This is a genomic window from Ferrimonas marina, from assembly GCF_900129905.1.
In the GTDB taxonomy this organism is placed as follows: Bacteria; Pseudomonadota; Gammaproteobacteria; order Enterobacterales; family Shewanellaceae; genus Ferrimonas; species Ferrimonas marina.
In genome coordinates this window covers 133487-157748 of record NZ_FQXG01000001.1, presented here as the reverse complement: position 1 = coordinate 157748, position 24262 = coordinate 133487, and the positions used below count along the sequence as shown (strand labels likewise).

The 24262-nt window shown below is 55.9% G+C and carries 26 protein-coding genes; 9 read left to right on the top strand and 17 right to left on the bottom strand.

What is annotated here, in order from left to right; all coding sequences use genetic code 11:
* Positions 1 to 49 precede the first annotated feature (49 nt).
* Entirely contained in the window at positions 50 to 832 is a 783-nt protein-coding gene (locus BUC04_RS00715) for a threonine/serine exporter family protein (protein WP_067654149.1), read from the top strand.
* The gene (locus BUC04_RS00710; protein ID WP_067654147.1) at positions 829 to 1293 is read left to right on the top strand and encodes a threonine/serine exporter family protein; all 465 of its coding nucleotides are present in this window, start codon (positions 829 to 831) and stop codon (positions 1291 to 1293) included. Before BUC04_RS00715 ends, BUC04_RS00710 begins: the two co-directional genes overlap by 4 nt.
* A gap of 251 nt (positions 1294 to 1544) precedes the next feature.
* Here BUC04_RS00710 and BUC04_RS00705 read toward each other — a convergent pair whose 3' ends face one another.
* A complete protein-coding gene (locus tag BUC04_RS00705; RefSeq protein WP_067654146.1) occupies positions 1545 to 1895 on the bottom strand; it encodes a MerR family transcriptional regulator in 351 nt (116 codons plus the stop codon).
* 81 nt (positions 1896 to 1976) lie between these two features.
* Between BUC04_RS00705 and BUC04_RS00700 the strand changes: the two genes are divergently transcribed.
* Positions 1977 to 2855, top strand: coding sequence for an SDR family oxidoreductase (locus BUC04_RS00700; RefSeq protein ID WP_067654144.1), 879 nt, complete (start codon positions 1977 to 1979; stop codon positions 2853 to 2855).
* 164 nt (positions 2856 to 3019) lie between these two features.
* Here the strand turns inward: BUC04_RS00700 and BUC04_RS00695 are convergent, their stop codons facing one another.
* From BUC04_RS00695 to BUC04_RS00670, 5 genes are all read right to left on the bottom strand, one after another.
* A complete protein-coding gene (locus BUC04_RS00695; protein ID WP_143165484.1) occupies positions 3020 to 3409 on the bottom strand; it encodes an MAPEG family protein in 390 nt (129 codons plus the stop codon).
* A 421-nt stretch (positions 3410 to 3830) separates the two neighbouring features.
* A complete protein-coding gene (locus tag BUC04_RS00685; RefSeq protein ID WP_067654138.1) occupies positions 3831 to 4487 on the bottom strand; it encodes a DUF4386 family protein in 657 nt (218 codons plus the stop codon).
* Positions 4488 to 4613: 126 nt separating this feature from the next.
* Positions 4614 to 5132, bottom strand: a complete 519-nt coding sequence (locus tag BUC04_RS00680; protein ID WP_067654136.1) for a phosphoribosyltransferase — start codon at positions 5130 to 5132, stop codon at positions 4614 to 4616.
* Between the two features lie 345 nt (positions 5133 to 5477).
* Entirely contained in the window at positions 5478 to 5978 is a 501-nt protein-coding gene (locus BUC04_RS00675) for a DUF3299 domain-containing protein (protein WP_073325486.1), read from the bottom strand.
* 108 nt (positions 5979 to 6086) lie between these two features.
* A complete protein-coding gene (locus tag BUC04_RS00670; RefSeq protein WP_373277922.1) occupies positions 6087 to 6923 on the bottom strand; it encodes an alpha/beta hydrolase family protein in 837 nt (278 codons plus the stop codon).
* Between the two features lie 352 nt (positions 6924 to 7275).
* Here BUC04_RS00670 and BUC04_RS00665 point away from each other — a divergent pair, with 352 nt between their 5' ends.
* The gene (locus tag BUC04_RS00665; protein ID WP_067654132.1) at positions 7276 to 8844 is read left to right on the top strand and encodes an amidohydrolase family protein; all 1569 of its coding nucleotides are present in this window, start codon (positions 7276 to 7278) and stop codon (positions 8842 to 8844) included.
* A gap of 120 nt (positions 8845 to 8964) precedes the next feature.
* On the opposite strand, the gene BUC04_RS00660 is transcribed toward BUC04_RS00665, so the two are convergent.
* The 3 genes from BUC04_RS00660 to BUC04_RS00650 form a co-directional block, all read right to left on the bottom strand.
* Positions 8965 to 9363, bottom strand: a complete 399-nt coding sequence (locus BUC04_RS00660) for a hypothetical protein (protein WP_067654130.1) — start codon at positions 9361 to 9363, stop codon at positions 8965 to 8967.
* A 316-nt stretch (positions 9364 to 9679) separates the two neighbouring features.
* On the bottom strand, positions 9680 to 10519 hold the full coding sequence (locus BUC04_RS00655; protein ID WP_067654128.1) for an SAM-dependent methyltransferase: 840 nt from the start codon (positions 10517 to 10519) through the stop codon (positions 9680 to 9682).
* A gap of 296 nt (positions 10520 to 10815) precedes the next feature.
* Positions 10816 to 11409 (bottom strand): TetR/AcrR family transcriptional regulator, encoded by a 594-nt coding sequence (locus BUC04_RS00650; protein ID WP_067654126.1) that lies wholly within the window; start codon positions 11407 to 11409, stop codon positions 10816 to 10818.
* A gap of 360 nt (positions 11410 to 11769) precedes the next feature.
* On the opposite strand from BUC04_RS00650, the gene BUC04_RS00645 reads away from it, so the two are divergent.
* Together BUC04_RS00645 and BUC04_RS00640 are read left to right on the top strand one after the other, a co-directional pair.
* On the top strand, positions 11770 to 12669 hold the full coding sequence (locus BUC04_RS00645) for a haloalkane dehalogenase (RefSeq protein WP_067654124.1): 900 nt from the start codon (positions 11770 to 11772) through the stop codon (positions 12667 to 12669).
* A gap of 53 nt (positions 12670 to 12722) precedes the next feature.
* Complete coding sequence (locus BUC04_RS00640; RefSeq protein ID WP_073325485.1) at positions 12723 to 13313, top strand: NAD(P)H-dependent oxidoreductase; 591 nt, start codon at positions 12723 to 12725, stop codon at positions 13311 to 13313.
* 84 nt (positions 13314 to 13397) lie between these two features.
* Here the strand turns inward: BUC04_RS00640 and BUC04_RS00635 are convergent, their stop codons facing one another.
* The 3 genes from BUC04_RS00635 to BUC04_RS00625 form a co-directional block, all read right to left on the bottom strand.
* Complete coding sequence (locus BUC04_RS00635; RefSeq protein WP_067654122.1) at positions 13398 to 14324, bottom strand: alpha/beta hydrolase family protein; 927 nt, start codon at positions 14322 to 14324, stop codon at positions 13398 to 13400.
* 226 nt (positions 14325 to 14550) lie between these two features.
* On the bottom strand, positions 14551 to 15465 hold the full coding sequence (locus tag BUC04_RS00630; RefSeq protein WP_067654120.1) for an AraC family transcriptional regulator: 915 nt from the start codon (positions 15463 to 15465) through the stop codon (positions 14551 to 14553).
* 100 nt (positions 15466 to 15565) lie between these two features.
* Entirely contained in the window at positions 15566 to 16405 is an 840-nt protein-coding gene (locus BUC04_RS00625; RefSeq protein WP_143165483.1) for a DUF3626 domain-containing protein, read from the bottom strand.
* Positions 16406 to 16806: 401 nt separating this feature from the next.
* Between BUC04_RS00625 and BUC04_RS00620 the strand changes: the two genes are divergently transcribed.
* Both BUC04_RS00620 and BUC04_RS00615 read left to right on the top strand, forming a co-directional pair.
* Positions 16807 to 17349, top strand: coding sequence for a carboxymuconolactone decarboxylase family protein (locus tag BUC04_RS00620; RefSeq protein WP_067654115.1), 543 nt, complete (start codon positions 16807 to 16809; stop codon positions 17347 to 17349).
* A 65-nt stretch (positions 17350 to 17414) separates the two neighbouring features.
* Positions 17415 to 18095 carry a glutathione S-transferase family protein gene (locus BUC04_RS00615; protein WP_067654113.1) on the top strand — a complete coding sequence of 227 codons (681 nt, stop codon included), beginning with the start codon at positions 17415 to 17417 and terminating at the stop codon, positions 18093 to 18095.
* 220 nt (positions 18096 to 18315) lie between these two features.
* Here BUC04_RS00615 and BUC04_RS00610 read toward each other — a convergent pair whose 3' ends face one another.
* From BUC04_RS00610 to BUC04_RS00600, 3 genes are all read right to left on the bottom strand, one after another.
* The gene (locus BUC04_RS00610; protein WP_067654111.1) at positions 18316 to 19836 is read right to left on the bottom strand and encodes a hypothetical protein; all 1521 of its coding nucleotides are present in this window, start codon (positions 19834 to 19836) and stop codon (positions 18316 to 18318) included.
* Between the two features lie 331 nt (positions 19837 to 20167).
* Positions 20168 to 20683, bottom strand: coding sequence for a hypothetical protein (locus BUC04_RS00605; protein ID WP_067654109.1), 516 nt, complete (start codon positions 20681 to 20683; stop codon positions 20168 to 20170).
* 119 nt (positions 20684 to 20802) lie between these two features.
* Positions 20803 to 21045, bottom strand: a complete 243-nt coding sequence (locus BUC04_RS00600; protein ID WP_067654107.1) for a hypothetical protein — start codon at positions 21043 to 21045, stop codon at positions 20803 to 20805.
* 132 nt (positions 21046 to 21177) lie between these two features.
* Between BUC04_RS00600 and BUC04_RS00595 the strand changes: the two genes are divergently transcribed.
* Positions 21178 to 22122: a LysR family transcriptional regulator gene (locus BUC04_RS00595; protein ID WP_067654105.1), complete on the top strand. Its 945-nt coding sequence runs from the start codon at positions 21178 to 21180 to the stop codon at positions 22120 to 22122.
* A gap of 83 nt (positions 22123 to 22205) precedes the next feature.
* Here the strand turns inward: BUC04_RS00595 and BUC04_RS00590 are convergent, their stop codons facing one another.
* Both BUC04_RS00590 and BUC04_RS00585 read right to left on the bottom strand, forming a co-directional pair.
* Positions 22206 to 22805, bottom strand: a complete 600-nt coding sequence (locus BUC04_RS00590) for a TetR/AcrR family transcriptional regulator (protein ID WP_067654103.1) — start codon at positions 22803 to 22805, stop codon at positions 22206 to 22208.
* Between the two features lie 218 nt (positions 22806 to 23023).
* Positions 23024 to 24130: a M20/M25/M40 family metallo-hydrolase gene (locus tag BUC04_RS00585; protein ID WP_067654101.1), complete on the bottom strand. Its 1107-nt coding sequence runs from the start codon at positions 24128 to 24130 to the stop codon at positions 23024 to 23026.
* Positions 24131 to 24262 lie beyond the last annotated feature (132 nt).

Below are 24262 nucleotides of genomic sequence, written 5' to 3'. Positions count from 1 at the left end.
TCAAGTTGCTGCTGGTAGAGTGTGCCGGCATTTTCATCAGGGCAAGACCATGAGCGAGACCGAACCTAACCTGGACCAGCGAACCATCACCCGCCTGTGCGTACAGGTCGGGCAGATGCTGATGCAACACAATGCCGAAAGCACGCTGGTGGTTGGCCTGACCCGACGATTGGGCCTGGCACTGGGGGTAGAGTCGGTCGAGGTTGCCCTAGCGGCGAGCGCCATGGTGGTGACCACCCTGCACCAAGGACACTGCATCACCAGTGCCCGCGAGTGTCCCGACCGGGGCATCAACATGTCTGTGGTGACCGAGCTGCAACACCTGGTGGTGATGGCCGAGCGGCAGCAACTCGACATCAATGCAGTGAAGCAGCGCCTTGAGGGCATTGCGCCCACTCGCTACAACCGCTGGCTGGTGCTGGTGATGGTGGCGCTGTCCTGCGCCGCTTTCAGTCAGTTGGCCGGTGGCGACGCCATGGTGTTTGCCCTGACCTTCGTGGCATCCTCCTGCGGTATGTGGGTGCGCCAGGAGCTGGGCCATCGCCACTTCAATCCGCTGGTCAACTTTGGCGCGACCGCCTTTGTCACCACCACGGTGGCCACCCCGGCGGTGCTGTACAACCTGGGCAACGAGCCCTTCTTGGTAATGGCCTCGTCGGTGCTGATGCTGGTGCCCGGCTTCCCGCTGATCAACGCCGCCTCGGATATGGTCAAAGGCCACATCAATATGGGACTGGCGCGTTGGACCATGGCGTCCCTGCTTATCCTCTCCACCTGCCTCGGGATCGTGGCAGCAATGAACCTGTTCCAAGTGTGGCCCTGGCTGATATGACCCTAATCACCTCCCTGCTCCACCAGAGCTTCTTTGCGATCATTCCGGCCCTGGGCTTTGCCCTACTGTTCAACGTGCCGGTTAAGGCGCTGAAGTACTGCGCCCTGGCCGGTGCCATTGGCGTCTTCGTCCGCACCCTGCTGATGCACTTCGGCATCAGCTACGAGATGGCCTCCTTCCTCGGCGCCACCACGGTCGGGTTTCTCGGGGTGTATTGGGCTCAGCGCCTATTAGCCCATCCAAAGATCTTCACCGTAGCGGCGGTGATCCCCATGCTGCCCGGGGTCTACGCCTTCCGCTCGATGATCTCCCTGGTGGAGCTGAACCAGCGCGGCTTTAGCGTTGAGCTGTTCACCACCCTGGTGGACAACCTGCTTACCGCCACCTTCACCATCGCTGGCCTGGCCATCGGATTGGCCCTGCCTGGCCTACTTTTCTACCGCCGCCGCGCCGTGGTGTGAGCTTCAGCACGCTCACCTTCTGACAAACACAAAGGCTCTCACGACAGTCTGAGGGCCTTGCTCCAAGTTACCGCTGCAAACGAAGCTGTACTGGGCCCGGTAATCAGGGATGCGGGTTTAAGGATTTTGCTGCAGGAAAGACAAGGTGTGTAAGGTGGCCGAGAAAAGTACCGGACTACAGAGCCGCCCAACCCGCGAAGCAGCCGGTACGGCAGACCTCTATGGGGTGGCTTCATATCGAAGCACCTGACCTAGCACCCCTCATCCGCAAGATTGCGCTGAATGATCGCCTTCATTCGTTCAATCTCCTGCGCTCTTTGCTCCAGCTCGCCGAGTTTCTCAAGCAGGAAAGGCCGTAGCTCCGTCAGCGTCAGCGCATCCGTCTCGCTGCAATCAAAGATGTTCTTAATCTCTTTGAGCGTGAAGCCACAGGACTTTCCGCACTGGATGATCTCAATCCGCTCCAGCGAGTCCTCATCATAGTCCTGGTAGAAGCGAGTCCCTGCCGGCTGGCGCTGTGAATGAATGAGACCCAGCTGTTCATAGTGACGAATGCCGTCCTTGCTTAAGCCCGTCCGCTTACACAATTCGCTGATCTTCATGGATGAGAAATAGCTCTTGACTGTAGGGTATACCCCACATTTTATCATCGCACCACACCAAGTCACTTACCGAGGCAAATCATGCTGAGCAAGAACCTGACAATCATTGGTGCGACGGGGTTTCTGTCCACCACCATCACTCGACAATTAGTTAATCATGGCGTCAATGTGCGCGTTATTGCACGCAATCCGGACAAGGCCCGGGAGGCACTGCCTGACAGTGTGGAGATCGTTAAGGCCGATGTAAGTGATGAGCAAAGCTTGATGAGCGCGTTGGAGGGGACCAGCACACTCTATATCCACTTGAATACCGAAACGACGGATATGGATCTGCCCTTCTACACTGAGCGAGAAGGTGTCGCCAACATCGTTAAGGCCGCCAAAGCCAACCGGGTTGAGCACATCATGCAGATCGCCGGCATCGAATCACTCCACGAGGAGTTCTTCCAAAATGGCGTTATCGAATCCAGAGTGATCAGAGAAGCCGGTATGCAGTTCATCAAGGACTCGGGGATCCCCTACACCTTCTTTTACTGCTCCTTCTTTGCCGACTCTTTTGTCCGCCTTGTGGAGAATGATTCAGCCTACCTGTTTGGCGAACTCCCTCATGAAACCTATTTCACTAACAGCCTCCAGTTGGCCGACCACATCAATCAGGCCATACAAAACCCCAAGGCGTTGAATCAGCATTACCCGGTTCAAGGGGATGAGGCGATCTCATTTCCCGAGGCGGCACGTCGATTCTTCACAAATTACGATCCCAAAGTCGCCCTAGAGACTCTGCCAATCGCCGTGATCAATGAACTGGGGCTTCCCGCTTCAGAGGCGCAGTTTCTTCAACAGGTATGGGAGGTATCCGGTGGGCTGAAAGAGCGTTTCGTTTCAGAGAAAACCTACTGGGACCTGGGGGAGCCACAAAGAAGTATTGAAGAGTTTGCCAGCCAACTGCGCCTCGGCTAACTGGTGCCATCGCGGATACAGCGTTTGGAGCTCGTTGTTCTGGCAGTACTGTCCAGTCGTGATATCTAATATCAAAGTGCCAGTGACTATCGTCACTGGCACTTGTAGTTACAAACACTGGTTGTCGCTGTCAGGCTCAGAGGTCGCCAGGTTTTCCGCCAAGCTCAAGCAGGCAGACACAGCGCCATGATGGCAAAAGAGCAGCCAATCGCGAAGCCCCAAATCACTGAGCGCAGCGTACTGATATCAAGCAGGTAGAGAACGTGGTAGACGACTCGAAAGCCGATATGCGCCATGGCGAGCAATTGAATGGTGTCTCCGGTCGTGCCGGTGGCGATAGCCAGCAATACAGCAGGAGCAAAGACACAGAGTGACTCAAAGGCATTTTGATGCGCTGCAAATGCCCGAGCGCCGAACCCCGTCAGACTGGCCTGTTGGTCCCTGGGGTGGCGATTGTCGTAGCCGCCCTCTCTTGCCATAGCGATCCCTAATGGGATCTTGGCCAAGTAGGGTAATAGCGCAGCGGCGATCAAGCAGAAGATTAATGTGGACAATGTCATTACCTGAGTTAAGTCATGGAATCTGAAAGGCGCGTACGCCTAGCAGAGCTAGAAAGTTCAAAGTTCAAAGCTGAGGAAGTCACTGGCCCTGTCGCGCAGAAGAGTCTTGCCTTTCAACCTTAGGTGAACTCTTTTTCACCCGCAGATACTCAAAAAGAACACCATAGAATATTGATAAGGGCACTAACGTCTGCAAATTAGCATTCACCCTCTCTAGACTGAGTCCCTCAGGACTGACGAAGTAGTATGTCAAAATGCCAGCCACTGCGGTGGCGGTATTGGTAACAACTCTTTTTAACTTCAACTCTCTTAGTATCGCCGTGTCTATCATAGTCAGGGCTCCATTGGAATCAATTAGTTCACTTTTAATTTCTGCCGGCCTAATGCTTTAGTCAAACTGCGATTTAATGGTTCGCTATAGTTTATTATTGGCATTACTTCTGCCAAGTAAAGCCATCCCCAACCAGATAAACCAGACGATTTGGCTTATTCCAAATGTCTCGGTTGCCAAATCGCTTGGGTAGATCGTTGCGATACCCGCCAAGCCGACAAAGAGACCAAGGTAGTTAAGCGCTCGTCGAAACACGCCAGCCCGCAAAGCCACTATACTCACGATGAGAACCCAAAGCCCGCCGACTATCTCGTTCCCCCCACCGAGGCTTTCCGTTAATAAGGAAACGATGTTCCATATATCAAAGGCTTTTTCTAAGCTTGAGTCCATTAAGTCAATGGCATGGGCAAGACCAATGGTTGAGATCATGCCACTGGCTATCACTAGACCAACCCAGACTAAGCCGAATACCGTGCTTATTGCATTTAATGGGTTATTTGTATGCTTTAGTTGTTCATACAACCCAACAACTAGGACAGTGAGAACAACGCCAAATAAGACATACATTAGGAAGAAGATTGCTGAAATCATGACCTGATTTGCAGCCAGGTATGCCATCTTCTCAGCTGGACTAGCAGCGGAAGGGTAGGACCAAAATGCACCGAAATAGACGAAGGCGGCAATATAGATGAGTGCTAAAAAAACAGATGCAACTCCGGCCGGCTTAGTAAGGTTATTCATTCAATAGACATCCGTGTTATCGTAAGAGTAAAGCCAGAATAAGGGAGTAAAAACTAATTACCAAGCAAAATAATAGAATGCAAAATTGCAAAACCATTCTTGATATGCTGTTGTGCCATTCGTTACTTACTTCACCAGTTTAGACACATAAGGAACATTTCTTAACTTATCTCCCCATGGTAAACCGTAACCAACAAGCAAATCATCACTTTCCATTTCAAATGCATAGTTTTGTGGAACCGGAATATGCTTTCGGTTTGGTTTAACAAACAAGGTGGCTATAGATAATGACTTGGGGCTGTAGTTGTCTTGAATATAAGAAACCAATCTCTTCATTGTGCCACCTGACTCAATGGCATCATCAATCATGATGACATCTTCGCCATGGAGTGAAATGTTCTCATGGAATACAATGGCTGACTGGTTCTGACTGTCACCCGGTGTGTGAGGGCATGAAATATAATCCATTTTAATGTCAAACTTGAGCTTACGAACTAAGTCAGCCGTGAACAAGATTCCCCCAGGAACGACCGTAATTATCACTGCGTCTCTGAACTGGCTATTCAGCTTGCCAGCGACAATTTCAACACCTTCTTGGATCTGTCGCTCACTCAATACTAATTCGCCGATATGTGGAGACTTCATGATAATTTCCTTACGTCGGATTTCAGCAAACCGTGCTCTTATGTTCAGACCAATTTAACCGGTGAAATGGTGCCGTACCATCAGGACGCTGTAACTTTGACCAACCTAGCAGTCAGACTCGGCTCTATCAACGACTTAGCTGTGGAGTGAAGCAGAGCTGGTGTTCAGGAAACAGAGGCCAGCTGCCCCTTGAGCGCCGTGGGGCGTTATGGGCCAGTGAATTAACTGACAGCAAGTCAGGCTTGGATGAACCCGATGGGTAACGGGCGCTGCTGGCTAAGGAAAAGCGCTTCGCACTGAAGGAGAAGCCAACTGAACTACGACAAGCTCAGCTTTTGGGAGTGTTCACTCTTCCGAGTAGGAATACGCCCTGGTGGCGTGGATGGTGTAGCCGGCTTGGAAGTCGCCCATGTCGTAGCTGCTGACGCTCATCTCGCCCTCAATCCAGAACGCATCCCAGATGATGTCCATCGGCACACCAGGCTCAAACACGACGTACACCAGCTGGTTTGGTGGCGGCGGGGGCACATGCACACAGGCGCCAAAATAGGGAACCAGGATAAACTCGGTCACCTTGGTGTCGTCCCCTTCCAGCGGCAGGATAAAGCCCGGCAACTTGACGGTCTTGCCATCAAACTCGGTCAGGATCTCCCCTTCCGGTTGAACCCAATCGATCTCATCGGTTTCGTCATCGTCATCGGGGCCATGCTGGAAGTTCTCGAACCACTCCTGCTCGCGCTCGTACTCGATCAGGGGGCGCAGATCCTTCCACTCCAGCTCTAAAGGTTCTGCCAACAAGGAGCCGCTCAATAGCATGGCGCTGACAAACAGCAGCAAAGATCTCATCTCAATCCCAACCCGAAACAGTGCGAAGTCGCAGCTTAATCACATCCAACTGCTACCTCAAGAGTCGACCACGACGAGAAAAGGGTTTAAACAGGTTTGGGCAAATCCTCAGCTCCAGCGGTCCAGCCAGTCGGTGGCATGACGCCAAAGCACCTCTGACTTGCGGCTGAAAAACTTCATATGACCTATCTCGTCCAAGCCATAGTCTTCTTTTCTTAAGGTCAGGGTCTCGGCCCGCATCTTGGGAAAGACAGAGATCATGTCCGCCACATTGGCATCGTTAGCAATGAAGTCATCCGGCGCGTTCACCCAGAGCGCGGGCATCGCCAGTTCGTCGTAAAGGTGAGAGTGCACCGTCTTGCCAAAGGCGGTTTTGACGTAGCCCTGGCCATTGCACCACTGGCGCCATTGTTCTGCAGCGCCCTTGGGCAGTGGTTCGCCCATGCCAAACCACTGCGCCTTGGTGTGACCAAACAGCCGATTACTCAGCGGGATTACCATGTTCATAAAGAACCGGGCCGAGAGCACAAAGGGAAAGCGCATGTTGCGCAGACGGCCTGAAGAGCAGGCCACATTAAATACCGAGCTGATATGATGAGCGTTGTGCATCAAGCCTATCAATTGGCCTCCAGCGCTGTGCCCTACCAGGTGATAGGCCGTCTCAGGGAATCGTGTCATCAAACAGTCCAGCGCCGCGGGCATATCCTGCTCACCCCAGCACTGCAACGAAGCCTCACTGTATTGCACTCTACCCTGCAGCGACCCACCAATACCCCGGTTGTCGAAGGTCAACACGGCGTAGTTGTGTTGCGCTAAATACAGGGCAAAGTTGCTGTAGAACTGCCTCTTGATGCCGGTGGCAGGCCCCATCAATACCGCGCCTATCAAACCTTGCTGAGGGGTAAACAACGTCCCTTGCAGTACGGTGCCATCCTGGCAGGAGATGGAAACATCCTCCACCAGGGTCTGCCCCAGCCGAGCCTCGCTTGAAGCCCGCCCAGTCGGTTTTGCACTGATCTCTCGACTCAAAACAGTTCCCTCTTTGGTCAGGTATCCTGTTACCCAGGTCAAAGAGTATACGGTGGTATGACCAGTTTGGCGCACTCCTTTCTCTCAGAAGTTTCTGCACATAGCCCTACACACTAACGTTCGTCGTCTTCAGCCCCTGACCGATAATGATGGACCAAACCCTCTCTTGATGATTAAACGAATGACGAAACCTGTCCAATAATGCACCCAACAGCACAACAAGTGTTCAACTCATCTCTCCTTTCGGAGATAACCCGGAGTGCAGACCATGACTCAAGCGACCCAAGCCCAACGACTGCGTAAGACCGCTTTGGCAATGATGCTGGCAGTAGCCCCCAGTGCCTTTGCCTACGACCTGGTGATCATGAACGGCCGGGTGATGGATCCGGAAACTGGCCTCGATAAGATCACCAACGTGGCGGTCGACCAAGGCCAGATCGTCAAGATCACGGATGAATCACTTGAGGGCGACAAGGTCATCGACGCTTCTGGTTTGGTGGTGGCTCCGGGCTTTATCGATACCCACAGCCACGTGGTCGCCATCCCGATCATGCAGAAGCTGCACCTGCGCAGCGGTGTTACCACCCCGCTGGCACTGGAGGTAGGCGCCTATCCCATCAAGAACTGGTACAACCGCCTTGAGGGCCGCTCCCAAACCAACTTTGGCGCCAGCGTCTCTGCTGCGGGGATCCGCACCAAGGTGCTGAACAGCAAGTACAACACCCGCACCGGCACCATGATCAACGACATCTTTGATGCCGAGGAAACCAAGGCCTCCGGCGTGTCTGGCGCAGCGCTGCACGACATCGCCGACGGCGACCAGATTGAACAGATCACCGCCATGGTGGACCAGGAGCTCAAGGCCGGTGGCCTGGGGATCGGTGTGCCAGTGGGCTACATGTCCAAGGCCGCCACCACGGTGGAAACCAAAGAGTGGCAGCGCCTGGCTGGCGAATACGGTGTGCCCAGCTACCTGCACGGCCGCTTCTCCAGCGAGCTGCCGCCGACCTCTGGCCTGCTTGGCATCGAGGAGATGCTCTCCGGTGTTGGGATCTACGGCGGTGGTTTGCTGGTCCAGCACATGCACCAGCAGACCCTGGCGGAAACCCCGGCGGCACTCAAGATGCTGGATGATGCCCGTGGCAAAGGCTACAAGGTGATGGCAGAGATCTACCCCTACAACTTTGGCGCCACCATTGCGGCAGCGGATTACCTGGATCCCGCCAACTACCAGCGCAACATGAACCGGGACTACTCCGACATCATCGAGACCGCTACCAAGAAGCCGCTGACTAAGGAGCGCTACGAACAGCTGCTTAAGGAAGATCCCGGCGCCAGCGTGATGTTCTACGGTGCCACCAATGAGGAGCTGAAGGACGCCCTGGCTCACAACACCACCATCGTGGGTAGCGATGCCTTCCCGCTGATGAAGTCCGACGGCATGATGGCCTACAGCTGGAGCACCCCGTACGAGGATCTTCAGGGTCACCCCCGTGCCGCGGGCACCCAGGCTCGAGTACTGAAGATGGTGCGTGAAGACAACCTGATGCCGCTGATGCTGGCTATCTCCAAGATGACCTACATGCCGGCCAAGTTCCTGGAGGAGAACGGCATTGAGCAGATGAGCAGTAAAGGCCGCATCCAGGTGGGCGCTGACGCCGATATCACCCTGTTCGATCCGGCCACTGTCACCGACAACGCCACCCTGGAGCAGCCCGGGCTGCCCTCCACCGGCATCCCCTACGTAGTGGTAAATGGCACCGTGGTGGTAGAGGACTCGGTGGTACTCAAGGACGTTTACCCGGGCCAAGCCGTTCGCAACCAGATTGCCGAGTAAGCTCCAAGGACACTGACTTCCTTACCGAGCCTGCCACTAAAAAGCCGCCCTGATCGGGCGGCTTTTTGTTATTCAGCGTCTGGCTGCAGCCGCATCCGGCCAACCTATGCGGCCAAGCTGTTATGCCAGGCTGCTCTGCCAATGAGGCTTTCGCAAAGCGAACTGCTCCAAGGTCATCCCCTGCCCCGCCAGCAAAGAGAAGAGCGCAGCGAAAATAACAAACAGCGAGAACTCTTTGATGTTGTTAACCGAGACCAACTCCACCTCGGCCTTTACTCTTCTCAGGATGATGTAGGGAGACAGCACATTGAACACCAGGCAGAGCAGATTGATCAGCCCCTTTGAGGTGCTCAGCACAAACACCGACTGCAGCGCCAAGTAGATACCCAGCGCCATCATTGATGCAAAGTTCAAGGCCAGCCAGGCAAACAGCACGTTGCTAGCCAGTGCAACGAAGTAGCTCGCCTCGAAGGTAAAGACGATGTCAGCAAGGATAAACAGACCAAGAGAGACGGGCATAGAGACCATCAGAAAACGTGTACAAAGGCCAATCTTCACTGTGACCACTCCAGACAGATGCGACATCAAAATCCGGGGGATTGTAGCGGTAACCTCGTGCCCAGGCTGCTCGCCAACATAAAGTTGTGACAGCGACTTCGAACAACACACCGACTCGCCGCATTTGGACAGCGAGCCTCTGAGTGCTTATGACCTGTTAGCTTGGCTTGGCTTGCCTCTGCAGCCTACAACCACAAAAAAGCCGCCCCAAAAGGCGGCTTAGTGGTTCTCATCCGCTGATGCGCGGGGCCAGAGCCTCGCTCATCCGCACTGCGTCTTAGGCCACTTTGGCGACCACCACGATATCGGAGCCGGTGCCGGTGTAGGGCTGACCGGTGAGATCATCCAGCAGCTGTTCGATCTTTAATCCCGCCTGGGCAAACTCGTGCTCCAGCATCGCTTGATCAAAGTACTGCAGCCAGTTGTACACGGTATAGCGGCGCTCCGCTTCGATGATGCTGTGCTTATCCAGCACCAGCTTCTCAGCCTCATACTTAAAGGTATTGAGAAAGCCGTAGTACTCCTGGGCTGACCAGAATCCGCCAAGCGAGTTCTTCTCATAGCTTGAGACCTCAGCTCGTTGGGCAAAGGCGTTGAGCGACAACACATCCAAAACGATGCGACCACCCGGTGCCAGCAATTCCCGAAACTTGCTCAGCAGCTTTGCACGTTGGTCAGGGCTCAGTGCACAGAAGTCGTAGTAAATCAGGGTAATGAGATCGAAGCGCTGCTCGGTTTTAAACTCCAGGTAGTCCGCCTCGATGTAATCGATGGACAGTCCCGCTTTTTGCGCTTGCGCGCGGGCGTAGCCTAGGGAGTTGGCAGAGAAATCCACCCCAGAAACACGGGCTCCGGTTTGGGCAAAGGCGGTGGCGTACAGTCCGGGGCCGCAGCCAAAGTCACACACTCGGCTACCTTGCCCAACCGCAAAGTGTTTCATCAGCCAATCGGTCGCAGCTTGCCGTTTTTGCGCAGGCCGGGACGCCAGCTCTGTGCTCTCATCCAGGTGGAACGCCAGCATCTGCTCGGCACGGTGTGGATCGGTCCACAACTCGCGCACGGTGCTGAACTCGTAGGGTTTGGGTCGTTTATTGATGTCAGTCAGTTGGTGGAACATTTAGGGTCACCACAATCAAGGAAGCGAGGTGACGCCGGCTTGGGGATTAATTTCCGCTCAGGCTAAGGGTTTGAGGCGTCACCAGGGTCAACGGCATCACTTTGTCGTTGATGTTGTTTTTCATCTTGCTCATCGCTTGAAAATTCATGGTGCACCTCCTCATCAATACTGAAATTCGCGGCGAGGCTACCACCCTACTCTTGGGCGTTCAAGCCGACCCGAGGTCGACGTGATTACCGTCCCGAATCAGTCCCGCTAGCACGCTCGTTCAGCCAATAGCACCTGCCGCCGTAAGCTCACACAGAATCGCTTGGCTTGTCTCTCAAGGTCATAGCCATCTCGGTCAGCTGCGCAGACAGCACCTCGCTGTCCAGCGGTAGCGACCTGCCGGTGAGGGAGTAGCCCTCAAAATAGGGCAGCAGCAGGCAGACCGCCCGGACCCCTTGCTGTTCGGGCAACAGCGGTTCAATTAAGTGCTGAAGCTGGCCCGCCAGACGCTGGTAGTAGGCGCGCATATGCTCGGCAATGGTGTCGTTGCGGGTCTCGATGGCCCAGAGTTCACGGAAGGTGCGGCACATGTCCGACAGTTCACGGGTGTGCTCAAGGTGGAAGCGGATGAGCGCCTGCAGAGCCTGAGCATCCTCTACGCGTCCCTGCTCCTGCTCATAGGCCAGCAGCAACTGACTGCACTGTTCGAAGTAGTGATCCGCCATGCCGATCAGCAGCGCATCCTTGTTCTTGAAGTAGTACTGCAGGTTACTCAGGGTCATACCGGCACTGTTGGCCACCTGACGCATGGTCAGGCCCTGGTCACCTTTGCTCTTCAGTAGGGTCAATGCCGCGGTCAAGATGACCGAGACCTTGCTGCTGTTCGATTGCGCTGCGCTCACCGCGTCCTCTCACTGCCTTTGGGTTACATCGCCATTGCCGGCCATCGTTCTGGTTGCTGAGCCTCACTGGTTTCTTAACGGGTCAGCGAACACCAAAACAATTTGGTCAACTGACCTACACTAACTAAAACCGAGAATAAGATCGAGACGCGCAGGGCAAACTTGCTGTCGAACATCGCACTTCTGCTGACCATTCCACAGAACGCACCGCTCAGATCCAATCGGCATTTGACAAGTTTAGGTCACCTGACCTAGCCTAATTTAGAGCCTAGGTCACCCGACCTAAACTGGCAAAGCGGTGGCAAAAGGTATCAAAGAGTTTGCCATTGTGCCCACAGAAACCGCCGAAAGGAGAAAGTCATGATCGATGCTGTACGCACCCCCGATGCGCGCTTTGCGTCCCTGCCGGATTACCCCTTTTCACCGAACTATTTTGAAGGGCAAGGCGACTACCAGGGGCTGCGGGGCCACTACCTCGATGAAGGGCCAAAGGACGCTGAGGAGGTGTTCCTGTGCCTGCACGGCCAGCCGACCTGGAGCTATCTCTACCGCAAGATGATCCCCCACTTCGTCGCTGCCGGTGCCCGGGTGATCGCCCCGGATCTGCTGGGCTTTGGCCGCTCCGACAAGCCGGTGGACGAGGCAACCTACGACTTTCACTTCCACCGTAACTACCTGCTCTCCTTTATCGAGGCGCTGGATCTTCGCAACGTCACCCTGGTCTGCCAGGACTGGGGCGGCCTGCTGGGTCTGACCCTACCGATGGAGGCACCGGAGCGGTTCAAGCGCTTGCTGATCATGAACACCGCCCTGATCAACGGACACGTCAACCAGGCCTTTCTGGATTGGAAGGCGGACTTTGACCGGGATCCGGACGTGCCGCTGGCGCAGATCATGAAAAAGTACGCGCCGAGCTTGAGCGAAGCGGAAGCCGAGGCCTACGAGGCGCCCTTCCCCTCCATCGAGTACAAGGCGGGGGTGCGACGCTTCCCTCAGATGGTAGCGACCTCCACCGATTTCCCGGGGATCAACACCTCCCGCCGGGCTGCCGAGTTTTGGTCAACCCAGTGGCAAGGGCCGAGCTTCATGGCCATCGGCATGCAGGACAAGATGCTGGGGCCGGAGGTCATGGGCTACATGCGCTCGCTGATCAGTGGTTGCCCAGAGCCGATGGAAGTGCCGGAGGCGGGCCACTTTGTTCAAGAGTTTGGTGGACCCATCGCCGAGCGAGCACTCAAGGCCTTTGGTTTCACCCAATGAGTTTTCTGGGGGCGGCATCCGCGCTGCCCCTATCCAACCCAATCGAGAGACACATGAAGATCCTGAACCTGGTATTTCACCCGGACCTGTCCCAGTCCCGGGTTAATCAACGCTGGAAGCAGCAGCTGGAAGACAGTGGTAAGGTGGCGCTGAGCCGCGACATGTACGCCGAGTACCCCGACTATCAGATTGACGTCGAACGGGAGCAGCAACTGCTAGCGCAGTACGATCGGATCGTGTTGCAGTTTCCCCTGTACTGGTACGCCTCACCGCCGCTGTTGAAGAAGTGGCTGGACGATGTGCTGACCTACCAATTTGCCTACGGCAGCCAGGGCGACCGCCTCAAGGGCAAGGACCTGCAGCTGATTGTATCCGTCGGCGGTCGTCAGAAGTTCTACAGTGGCTTTGACATGTTCACCACCATCCCGGATCTGCTGCGCCCCTTCCAGCTGACCGCCAACCTGACCCAGATGAACTATCTGATCCCGGTCTGGATGTTCCGTGCTGATGCTGCCAGTCCGGAGGAGATCGAAGAGTACGGCAGCCGCTGGGTCGAGATGATCGACGATCCGCGTCGCTCCGATCCCCGCGCCTTCCTCAACGAATCGATGGCCAGCGACGCCGACAGCTACTACGACGCCTGACTCTGCGCTCGCCATAAACAGCGCCCGGCCAATGAGCCGGGCTTCTTTCCCTAGGGCGCTCTGACTCGTACAGCGGCGGCACCATCAGAGGTACCTTTCAAACCACTCCAACATCATCTGTGGCTGCTCACCGAAGAAGTTGTAGCCATCGAATCGACGAGTGGTTCCTTCAACCCAATACAGACTGCGTTCCGTGGTGCCGAGCAAATCAAAGGTGCGCTGGCCGTCACGGGGATTGTCAGTCCAAAGATCGTCCTTAACCTGGATCATAAAGGTGGGCATATGCACCGCCGCGGCAAAGGCCTGGGGATTCATCTGCGCATTGGTGAAACCGCCGAGCTTGACCTGTTCATGGTCCATCAGCGCCATGTGTTCCTCGACCCCTTGCAGCTTGGCAAAGGAGGTCATCAAGGCCTCCATCGACACCGCCAGCGGCGCCAGCATGCATTTGACCTCGGTGAACAGCTCGGGTCTGCGATGAAAAGCCTCAAACTGGGCATTGGCACCGGTGCACTGGCTATAGAGGCCAACGTCCATCTGGTTCAACTCTGGGTGCGCCTTGACGTAGTTCATGACCCCCACGCAGTCTCGCCACTCGTAACGACCTATGCCACACACTCCGCCATTGGCGGCGCCGGAGCTGCCGTGGTTACGCAGGTCATAGGCCAGCACGTGGTAGCCAGCCTTGACCAGGTGGGCCCAGATCTTGACGAAGTCGATCTGGATGTCGTCGACGTTGCTCCAGGGCTGGCCCCAATGGCCGCAAAAACCGGCCCGCGACATCGGCATCGGGTGATTAGCAATGATCAGCTTGCGAGAACCGGCGGCCTTAAGCCACCAGCCTTCCAGCGGCACGCCATCATCGGATGGGAAGTAGATCGCCTCATAGTCGGTGATGCCGTGATCCTCCGGTTGGATAAACACCGGGGTACGAAACATCGGGCGAACAGCAAACTCAGCAAGGTATTTGACCGTGGCCAGCTTCTCGTCACTCAATTCATGCGCGCTCATATCAAGCCTCTTTGGCGGAAGGTTCAGTCCATTCGGCTCCAAGTGGGGACGCTGGTCACCGGCGAAGCCTACACAGAAAAACCTAGTCAGCACCGCCAGTCTGGCCATGCCGATCCCTACCTAAGATTTGCCTAATCCTGCGGCAAATTTTATCAGCGAAAATTCATGGACCTATACGATGAGCAAGGAGATCTGTAGAGCAAAGAAAAGACGAAAGGCAGCGAGATCAGTTGGCCAGGGATTGGGTGAAGGCGCGGTATGAGAGCTGATCTGCCTGGCTCGGTGGCAAGCCATAGAAGCGCTTGAACTCGCGGCTGAACTGAAACACGCTGCGATAGCCCACCTTCATCGCCGCCTGGTTCACCGACAGCTTGTCTTTGACGATAAACACCTTGGCCTTATGCAGACGGATCTTCTTGATGTATTGCATTGGCGAGTCGGTGGTCTTGTCCTTAAAGGCCCGATGGAAGCTGGATACGCTCATGCCTGACAGCTCGGCCAACTGCTCAACCGTCATGGCCGTGCCGTAGTATTCATTGATGTGGTTGATAGCCCGGACCAGCTTGACGTCGGTGCTCTCCCGCCGGACGTAGCGGCGCAACAAAGGCCCGTGAGGGCTGCGCAGCAACAGCAAGTACAGCTCCTCCATGATCCCATCCATCAGCAGTCGGGTTTCGGTCTCGTCGTGCAGCGCCTGCAGCGTGCGAAGCAGCCAGGTGTCCAACCGAGGCGTGGACTCAATCTCGCAGATCCCCAGTGCCGCCGTAGAGGCCGGTTCTGCCAGCGACGCCTCCCCCATTTGCTCCACCAGACGATAGATGAGATCGGTCTGCAGTTGGATATAAAGCCCCGATACCGGCTGCTCGGCACTGGCCTGGGTCTCGCAGTCCATCATGTAGGCCGAGGTGGTCATCAGGTAACGGCCCACCCCGTAGCGGATCTCCAAGTCATTGATGTAGCCAACCTTGCTGCCCGACACCATGATGAACAACCCGGGCTCATAGAGGATCGGGCTCTTCTCGCAATAGGTGTGGGTGTGAAACAACACGATGTGATCGCTGTAGGTGGGAAGAAACCCCTCCCGGGCTTCATGGCCCAGGGTCTGGCACAGTGACTGAAACTGATCTTGGATCGCAGACATGCCCCTCTCCCTCGTGGCAAAGCTCCGGCAATGACCTTCCGCTCATTCCAGAAACTATGGACCACACCAAGCGAAGCGCCCTATCGGCATCCAGTGATGTTCACTCTTTACCGCCTCGGTAACCAAAGCGAGCCAGGTAATGCCACACCTTCTTGACGTCCTGCTCGTCGAAACGACGCTCATTGACCGCCCTGCCGAGCAAGTCCGCAGTGATAACACCATCCACCGCCAGCTCCCTGGCCAGCTCCAGGTACTGAGGCCCCCGATAGTCCGGATACTGCGCCATAGTCTCAATATCCAGCTGATAACCGTTGTGCCATCGCACGGGTAGCCCCAGCTCAGCGGCCTGGGCCTCTACCTCGGTGCCGCGATACACAGCATCCAGCCACAGGCTGTCGATGTCCGACGCCAGCAATACCTCACCGTGGATCTGCGCCTCGATGTAGGCATCGAGAAAATCAGGTTTGTCCTGCTCAGCTTGGTCAATCAACGCTGGCAGGTGCTCGTGGGTAGCGAAATGGTCCGGCTCAAAGTAGCTATCGGGATAGCAGAAGGTGGTGCGAGTCATCAGCTCGGGCTTTAGCCGAAAGAATGCGGATCCAAACCGTGGTGAAGCGCCACCAGGATGCTGGAGATAGTTGAGCGCGCCGTACTTGGGACGCTGGTAATCCGCGGCATTGTCGTAGCTGCCATCAAACACCCGCTGCTCCCAACGCCAACGCTCGCCGCCCTGGTAAGCGGTCAGGCCGCCGTTGCTGGTACCGGTCTCAAACTGGGACTTAAGCTGCCCATCTTCAGCGATAGCCTCAAGCAGCGGGCGGCCATCGCGGGTCAGCCTATCGGGATGAAAGTTGATGGTGATATCGAAGCGGCTTGGCTCTTGGGCGCCAGAGGATTTAGCCCGCACCGCTTCGATCGCCTCCAGATAAAATCGTTTCACTACACTCGCTTCCAATTACCAATCCAAGCCCTCTGACCTTATCGTGCCACGGCGAATCCAAACACCAAAAGAGAGGAAAAGCGTGATGAGCTTATACGCCAGCGTTCTGTCCTGGCAAGGGCGCGCCCCCGACTCCACCACCGTTTGTCACTGATCTTCATCCGTTCAAATCTGCAATGTTGCCTTTCCATATTGTCTATTTTTGATTCTTTTCGATCCCTTTAGCATGGTTCTCGTCGTCAGCACCGAGCATCTCTTACGCCGGTGGCCATGACCTCTCTGAAATTTACTTTGACTTTATGTACCGAACGGTACATTGTGTACCTATCGGTACAGTCAGTGACAGTGCAGCCAGATGACACTCTGGCTTGCCCAACAGTGTGTAAGACAGGAGCATCGTTATGAAGCCGTTCACCATTCACGATCTGGACAGCGTACCCGCCGGCAGCAAGGCAACCCTCGAGGGTGTGAACAAGCAATTTGGCATGATCCCTAACCTGCTGGGCGTTCTGGCCGAAGCACCGGGGATCCTCAACAGCTACCTTCACCTTCACCAGCAGTTCAGCAACTCCTCCTTCAATGCCGAAGAGCTGACGGTGGTGTGGCAAACCATCAACGTAGAGCACGAGTGCACTTACTGCGTGCCTGCCCATACCGGCATTGCTCACGCCATGAAGGTGGACCCGGAGTTGACCGAAGCACTTCGCAACAAGCAACCGATGCCCTCTGAGAAGCTACAGGTGCTGCATGACACCACCCTGCTGATGGTGCGCGAACGCGGCAACCTGACCGAGGAGCAGATGACCCGCTTCTTCGATGCCGGCTTCAGCCATCAACAACTGCTGGAGATCGTGTTGGGCTTGTCTCAGAAGGTGATCAGCAACTACGTCAATCACCTAGCTAAGACCCCGGTGGATGATGTGTACAAGAAATTCGCCTGGTAACAGGAGATGGAGGGAGGCCTAATCGGCCCCCCTCTTTTTTTGCTTTTTGATTAGGGATAACCGCAATGCTGAAGTTCTATTTCCACACCACACCAAACCCGATGAAGGTCGCGCTGTTCCTGGAAGAGTCCGGCCTGCCCTATGAGCTGATCCCGGTAGATACACTCAAAGGGGAGCAACACAGCGCGGAGTACCGCGCTATCAACCCCAATGGCAAAACCCCAGCCATTGTCGATGAGGGTCAACGGGTATTCGACTCCAACGCTATCCTGCTTTATCTGGCAGAGAAGACCGGTAAGTTCGGCGGGAAGTTGGAGGAGCGTGGTGAGATGCTGTCCTGGCTGATGTTCATCGCCACGGGGCTGGGACCCTTCTCCGGCCAGTCTGTGCACTTTCGCCGTAACGCGCCGGAGCCGGTGCCTTATGCAGCCAACCGTTACCTGCGGGAAGCACAACGTCACTACGAGGTACTGAACGATCACCTCAAAGGTCGCGACTACCTGGTGGGTGACAGCTACAGCATCGCCGATATTTCTGCCTGGGGCTGGATCGACAAAGCCGCTGTGGTGTTGGGTGAAGAGGGCCTGGCCCCCTACCCAGAGATCCAGCGCTGGTTTGCCAACGTTGATGCTCGCCCGGCAGTAGCACGCGCTCGAGGACTGACCAAGGGTCTGGATCTTAAAGCCGAGTTTGACGAGGTGGCGCGCCGCGCCCTCTACCCGCAGAATTACCCCAAGGCTGATTAACCGGAAAATCCCTCCGGCTCCCCGCTAAGGAGTTTCTCACAACGCGGTGCAGAACCAAAAAGCTGGCCAACGCGACTTCTCGCGCGGCCAGCCTTTTTCGTCCGAGCCTTACATCGAGCCCACTGACAGTGTGGAAGCTGTGCCAATGCGGTTATCAGCCAAGGTACGCGTTACAACCCTTCTCCTTTACCGAATTACCAGCCTGCTTTAAGCACCTGCATCAAGCTTCACTGGCTCCCAGGGGCTGAGCAAACAGATTCGCAGTGCGTTCCAGTTGCTTAACGTAACGCTCAACCTTGGCACGTTCTTCGGCAAAAATCGCATCGACCAGTTTGGGGCCCATCGATGCAGCGATTAGGTGAATATCTTGCTCATCAAAATCTTTCGCGTCATCAGCCATCGCCGCCACCAGCTGGGTGAAATGGGCGCCGATGATGGCGCAGCTTACCTTTGTAGCCAGCTTGGCATCGAACTCCTCTTCTTCAATGCCCGGCTCCGATTGATTGCGGCCAAACTGCGCCATGACATCTGCGACCAGATCTGACGCCACAGAACCGGGGCTCTCATCCACCGCGTCGACGATCTGTTCGCCCAAGGTGATCAGTTCCCCCGTACGCTCCAGTGAGAGCTCAGGTATTTTGATCTCCTCCAGGATGGGATGCTCTAGCAGAGTAGTGACCACGAGCAGAGGCCAAAGACACAGCCGTGTCTTCTTCGGCATCAACCAGCTCGCCATGTTTGACCAGAAAGCCTCGATGGCACGCATGTCCGAGTTGGAGATATTCCCTGGCCGCATTCCTTTCAGATTGATGTTGACGTAGTGATGCCATGTTGAGTCGGTAACGACACGGCCAACATCGGCGTGGTGGCCATCGTAAGCAGCCAGTGCGATGAATGAACGCGGCACCACCGCTGATTTGTCCGGGGAAAATGTAAAACCGTTTCCCGCTGACATGGAATACGCGACCGCACGTGGGCGCGGTCGGTTAAAAACAAATCCACTGCCGGGCCATTCGCGCTCCATCTCGCCATCAAGCTCGAAGGTGGTGCTCAGATCCTCAGGGATACGGCATTCGCCTTCATGGGGATGGTCTGGATAGACGTGCAAAGTGCTCGCTCCACCAAATCGAATCAATGGGTGAACTGCCCGAGCCGGCGATTGATTACCCGGCAGTAGGACCAACAAACTGTCTGTTCCTACCGCGTAATTGGGGTAGAGACGCTGTGGGTGGGTATCCTCTTGGTCCTCAAAAACATAAACGCCATCATTGCCAGGCAAATTAGTCGTTATTCTGCTCGAATCGGCACCATCGGGCGTTTCCGATTTAGCCCAATAACGCATGGACCGCACCCTGGGGATGTCACCACACATCCCCGTCCCCAAATCCTCGTGGTCTCCCGTTGCGAACAGACCGCCGCCGGATTGCATAAACCGCTTAATCCTGGTCAACGCATCGGAACTGAGAGGGCTGCTTGTTGGGTTGAAACCAAACAGAAAAACCACATCGAACGTGTTGATCGAGAGGTCATTGAAGACCTGATTTGATTCTCGATGTCGATACACTACATCCGGTGTCATACCGTGGATCTGTGTTGCCGAAAGCACCTCAATAAAGTGACTGAGGCCGAAGGGGTCGTCCTTTTCGTCAAGTGGACCATCGGTAACGACCAAAATGCGGGGGGTGCACTCTCGAAAGCGCGAAATGAAGTTGTCGAGCTTGGGTCTTTCGATGTCGAACATGATGAGTCTCCTTTCAGGCCAATTTTTTGGCCCTATTGAGAACGATGCATCTAGTTCGGGATATCCCGGTATCCATTAGGCTGGAGACAACGATACCCCTGAGCCAAGGCAAGCCATGACCACTAGCGCTACTTAGCTAAAGGTATTAATTCATGCTGGCTTGTAGCCAATAAGGATTGAGTGGCGTGTGGGTCGATGATTTCAAGATATTTGCCGTAAAATAAATAAGATACATTTCACTCAATCGGGAGCTAACTGCTTGTCCCTGCTCAGCCATACATAAAATAAGGCAACCGCCGTTGAGCGGTTGCCTTTGGACTTTCTCTTCGTCCTATGCCTGCGGGTTCAATCGACGCAGTGCCACGTTAATCCCCACCACCAGCATCACAATCAGGGTCATGATCGGCGCCTTACTTTGTAGCGGCAGCACGGTGGCAGGCACGTTCGGATGCCAATGCACATAGAGCGCCACGATCATCGCACTGAAGATCAGGAAATTACCGAGATAGAACAGGCGATCGGACAATCCCGAGGCCAGACTCTTACCCTTAACCATCAACCACAACAGCATCAGGCCAGCGCCGATCTCCACCATTTGTCCAGACCAGCGGGTCAGGCTCGGAAACGGCAGCTCCGCCAGAGCAATCTGGGTGGTGTACATGGTGGTGAAGGGGTCAAAGAACTTCACGCTTCCCGCCATGGCAAAGTAGGCGCCAAGCAATCCGGTAATGGCCTTCTCCGCCTTTTGGGTGCCAGAGAGAGGCGACTTTCGTAAGGCGCGGATCCCGAACAGGGTCAGGATGAAAACGGAACTGATCAGTGAGATCTCAAGCAGGTGCTGATTCATGGGGAACTCCAACAAAAGGGGTAAGCGTTCAAAGGCGCCTTACCCAGCAGATAAGGCAGTACATGGGCTTTGGGGCTAAGCCTGACCTGTCAGCCAGGCTCAGATTGTTCTCAATCGGGTTAGGAATTGGCGGGCTCCAGCAGCACCTTGGTCACGAACAAGCGGACGGTCGGCGCAACCACGGCCAGCAACAGAAGCGTGGAAGGCAACATCGAGGCGAGGTTGCTGCCCCAGGCGGCCAGGAAGTCGCCGCCCTCAGGCAAGGATTTGTAAGCCATGATAGCGGGCATGCCCATCAGCATGGTGGGCAGGACCATGGACACCATCAGCGGGTATTGGAACTGGCGCGGGAACTTCTTCATAACGACTCTCCACATTAGTGTGTAGTTTCGACTCACCGCGCTTCAGTGCGGCCGCTGTCGATTCGATGGCGTAAATCTACCAGCGGCCTTATCATTCAAAAATAGACAACCTTGAAATCCAACCGTGCATATATGAAAGGCAAAGAGATCACTAACCTCTACTGGTTCTGCCAGTCGGTTGCCCACGGCAGTTTTGCCGCCGCCAGTGCCGCTATCCACGTCTCGGCTCCAACCCTGTCCCGTGCAGTAGCTGGCCTGGAGGAGACGCTGGGTGAAAAGTTGATCCATCGAAATGCCAAGCAGTTTCAGCTCACCGCCGCCGGCGAGGCCTACTACCAGCGTTTTTCACCGCTGTATCGGCAACTGGATGAAGAATGGGATGCCGTAGCCAGCCGACAGTCGGCGCTCACCGGCGAGATCCGCATCTCTTGCCCTGAGCCCTTTGCCGATCGCTTTCTGCAGCCCGCCGCCATCGAGTTCATGGCACAGCATCCTGGGGTACGCGTGGCCATCGAGTTTGCCTCCGATACCCAGGCCTTCTTTAACGATCAGATCGATCTGGCCATAGCGACACATCCTCCCAAGGCACCAGATCTAGTTCAGCGTAAGTTGTTTCAGCCAGAACTCGCCCTAGCGGCCGCACCGGATTACCTGCAACGCGTTGGTACCCCGGACTCGGTGGAGGATCTGCTGAGCCACCAATTGCTGGCGGGCAATAAGCTGGAGTACTGGGACTTTATCGAGAATGGTGAGCCGGTTCGGTTGCCCATTACCCCTAAGTACGCGATCGACAGTATTCGCTTGGTGCTTCAGGCGGCCAGTCAGGGGCTTGGGATCTGCCTGGTGCCCAAGGCCACCATGGCGCCATTGGTGGAGCAAGGATTGCTGCAACCGGTGCTGCCGGAGGTCCAGGTGATGAGCGTGCCTATCTACCTGGTCTGGGCCGATCGCAAGCTGGTATCCGCTCGAGTGCGGGCATTTCGGGCCATGCTGGAGCAGCAGCTAGGCGACGACCATGCCTTCCTTAAGCGCATCGCCACTGCCGATGAAGCCGATGATAAAAATGGGGAGAGTTGAGAAAGGGAGGCTTTGCAACAGCCTTGGTAGGAAGGGAGGTTGCAGCCGCCCTCCCTGGTGCTCAAGCAGGGTGTCGAATAGCGCTACAGTCCAATGCCAGAGAGCGAACAGTCGATCACCGGTTCTAACTCCGCATAAGGCACTCCGGCACGCGCCATACTGGCAGTGCCGCGCAAGGTGGTTGCTAAACTCAGCGCAAGTACATCGGCCCGTTCGCTGAGGCCTTTCTCCTGAGCCTCAGGCGCAGAGCGAATCACTCGGGCAAAGGCCTGCTTAGTCTGGTTTCCCATCTTATCGAGCAACTCACTGGCCTTCTCAGGCAGATCGCCTCCGGCCACCTCACCTTGACTGGTCACCACCAGGCACCCTAACGGCGTATCCGGATCGCATTGTTGGGTGACGATCAATTGCATGGTCTTCTCTAACCGCTGGCGTAGGGAAAGCTCCGAAACATCCAGGTACTTGAGCACAGTGCCTGCCCTGCGCGCCATATAGCGCTCTGCCGCACGGATAAACAGCGCCTCCTTGTTGCCAAAGGCGCTGTACATACTGGGTTTGTTGATGCCCATGCCCTGGGTCAGATCGGTCAGCGATGCTCCGCTGTAGCCTTTGCGCCAGAACACCTGCATCGCCGCTTCCAATGCGACCTCTTCATCAAATGATCGTTTTCGTCCGGCTGTCATGATCTACCTCGTCAAGCTCTCTACCAGAGATTGTACCGCTCGGTAAGGATGGCATCAAAGGTTGTTTCAACATCGGCACCCAGGCTCCTGGTCCACTTGTAACCACCTCAAAGGGAAATGGATTCAGCACCATTAGGCGACTTGCAGATTCAAAAAAGCCCCACCCAGGCGAACCTGGGTGGGGCTTTTAACGCGTTTTGTACTGGCTAGCTTTGCCCTTAACGGGTCAGGTAGGCGGCCAGGAACTCGGTGATCTGGGTCAGATCCGCCACGGTGATGTACTCGTCACAGGTGTGCACCTTGGCCATGCCGGTGGACAAGTTGACGGTCTTCAGGCCCTTGGCGTTGAAGATGTTGGCGTCGGAGCCGCCACCAGTGGACTGAGTCTGCGGGGCCACGCCGATCGCCTCAAAGGCTTCGCTGACGGACTGCACCAGCGGATCCTGGTCGTCGATGCGGTAGGCGTTGTAGGCCTTGGTGGAGACGATCTCGACCTTGGCACCGTGCTGCTGGGCTGCCGATTCAAAGGTCTCAATCATGTGCTTAGCCTGGGCTTCCAGCTTGCTGTCGCACAGGGAGCGGGTCTCCGCCTCGATGTAGAGGCTCGGCATCACGATGTTGGTGGCCTGGCCGCCTTTGACCACACCGATGTTGGCGGTGGTCTCTTCGTCGATGCGGCTCAGCTTCATCTTGGTGATGGCGTCGGAGGCCACGGTCAGGGCGTTGATCCCCTGCTCCGGGGCCAGACCGGCGTGGGCCGGACGACCGGTGATGGTCACCTTCAGGTTCTGCTGACCCGGCGCGGTGGTGATGATGGTGCCGATGGCGCCGCCGGAATCCAGCACGATGGCACGGTCTGATTCCACCTGGCTCATGTCGAAGTGGCGAGAGCCGTGCAGGCCGCCCTCTTCGTGTACGGTCAGGGCCAACTCGATGGTCTGGTGGGCTTCGCCCGCTTCCTGGATGGCACGCACCGCTTCCATGATGGCCGCGATGCCGGACTTGTCGTCACCGCCGAGGATGGTGTCGCCAGCGGAGCGGATCACGCCGTCTTCGATCACCGGCTCAATGTCGTTGCCCGGGGCCACGGTATCCATGTGGCAGCTCAACACCACGGAGCCCGGCAGGGTGCCTTGCAGCTTGGCGTAGAGGTTAAAGCCGTTGGAGATCTCCGCCGGTACCGCCTGCTTGGTGACGGCAAAGCCCATCATGCCGAGCTGTTCGGCCAGTGTTTCGGAGATCGCTTTTTCGTTGGTGGATTCGCTGTTGATCTTAACCAGATCGAGGAAGTGTTGGACCAGACGGTCCTGCTGGATATTGGCCATAGAGAGAGTGGAGCGTGGCGAAGCCAGGCTCTGGGCACCTTGGTTACTAACGGTGCGGCCACATTAGATGACCGTTCAGCGCCAAGGCAATGAGGCGTCCGAGGGTTAGGGATCAAGATCCCACTTTTGAAC

Excerpts from the sequence above, each read along its gene's own strand:
- BUC04_RS00715 (WP_067654149.1), top strand. The coding sequence starts at position 50 with ATGAGCGAGACCGAACCTAACCTGGACCAGCGAACCATCACCCGCCTG.
- BUC04_RS00710 (WP_067654147.1), top strand. The coding sequence starts at position 829 with ATGACCCTAATCACCTCCCTGCTCCACCAGAGCTTCTTTGCGATCATT.
- BUC04_RS00705 (WP_067654146.1), bottom strand. The coding sequence starts at position 1,895 with ATGAAGATCAGCGAATTGTGTAAGCGGACGGGCTTAAGCAAGGACGGC.
- BUC04_RS00700 (WP_067654144.1), top strand. The coding sequence starts at position 1,977 with ATGCTGAGCAAGAACCTGACAATCATTGGTGCGACGGGGTTTCTGTCC.
- BUC04_RS00685 (WP_067654138.1), bottom strand. The coding sequence starts at position 4,487 with ATGAATAACCTTACTAAGCCGGCCGGAGTTGCATCTGTTTTTTTAGCA.
- BUC04_RS00680 (WP_067654136.1), bottom strand. The coding sequence starts at position 5,132 with ATGAAGTCTCCACATATCGGCGAATTAGTATTGAGTGAGCGACAGATC.
- BUC04_RS00675 (WP_073325486.1), bottom strand. The coding sequence starts at position 5,978 with ATGAGATCTTTGCTGCTGTTTGTCAGCGCCATGCTATTGAGCGGCTCC.
- BUC04_RS00665 (WP_067654132.1), top strand. The coding sequence starts at position 7,276 with ATGACTCAAGCGACCCAAGCCCAACGACTGCGTAAGACCGCTTTGGCA.
- BUC04_RS00660 (WP_067654130.1), bottom strand. The coding sequence starts at position 9,363 with ATGCCCGTCTCTCTTGGTCTGTTTATCCTTGCTGACATCGTCTTTACC.
- BUC04_RS00655 (WP_067654128.1), bottom strand. The coding sequence starts at position 10,519 with ATGTTCCACCAACTGACTGACATCAATAAACGACCCAAACCCTACGAG.
- BUC04_RS00645 (WP_067654124.1), top strand. The coding sequence starts at position 11,770 with ATGATCGATGCTGTACGCACCCCCGATGCGCGCTTTGCGTCCCTGCCG.
- BUC04_RS00640 (WP_073325485.1), top strand. The coding sequence starts at position 12,723 with ATGAAGATCCTGAACCTGGTATTTCACCCGGACCTGTCCCAGTCCCGG.
- BUC04_RS00635 (WP_067654122.1), bottom strand. The coding sequence starts at position 14,324 with ATGAGCGCGCATGAATTGAGTGACGAGAAGCTGGCCACGGTCAAATAC.
- BUC04_RS00630 (WP_067654120.1), bottom strand. The coding sequence starts at position 15,465 with ATGTCTGCGATCCAAGATCAGTTTCAGTCACTGTGCCAGACCCTGGGC.
- BUC04_RS00620 (WP_067654115.1), top strand. The coding sequence starts at position 16,807 with ATGAAGCCGTTCACCATTCACGATCTGGACAGCGTACCCGCCGGCAGC.
- BUC04_RS00615 (WP_067654113.1), top strand. The coding sequence starts at position 17,415 with ATGCTGAAGTTCTATTTCCACACCACACCAAACCCGATGAAGGTCGCG.
- BUC04_RS00610 (WP_067654111.1), bottom strand. The coding sequence starts at position 19,836 with ATGTTCGACATCGAAAGACCCAAGCTCGACAACTTCATTTCGCGCTTT.
- BUC04_RS00605 (WP_067654109.1), bottom strand. The coding sequence starts at position 20,683 with ATGAATCAGCACCTGCTTGAGATCTCACTGATCAGTTCCGTTTTCATC.
- BUC04_RS00600 (WP_067654107.1), bottom strand. The coding sequence starts at position 21,045 with ATGAAGAAGTTCCCGCGCCAGTTCCAATACCCGCTGATGGTGTCCATG.
- BUC04_RS00595 (WP_067654105.1), top strand. The coding sequence starts at position 21,178 with ATGAAAGGCAAAGAGATCACTAACCTCTACTGGTTCTGCCAGTCGGTT.
- BUC04_RS00590 (WP_067654103.1), bottom strand. The coding sequence starts at position 22,805 with ATGACAGCCGGACGAAAACGATCATTTGATGAAGAGGTCGCATTGGAA.
- BUC04_RS00585 (WP_067654101.1), bottom strand. The coding sequence starts at position 24,130 with ATGGCCAATATCCAGCAGGACCGTCTGGTCCAACACTTCCTCGATCTG.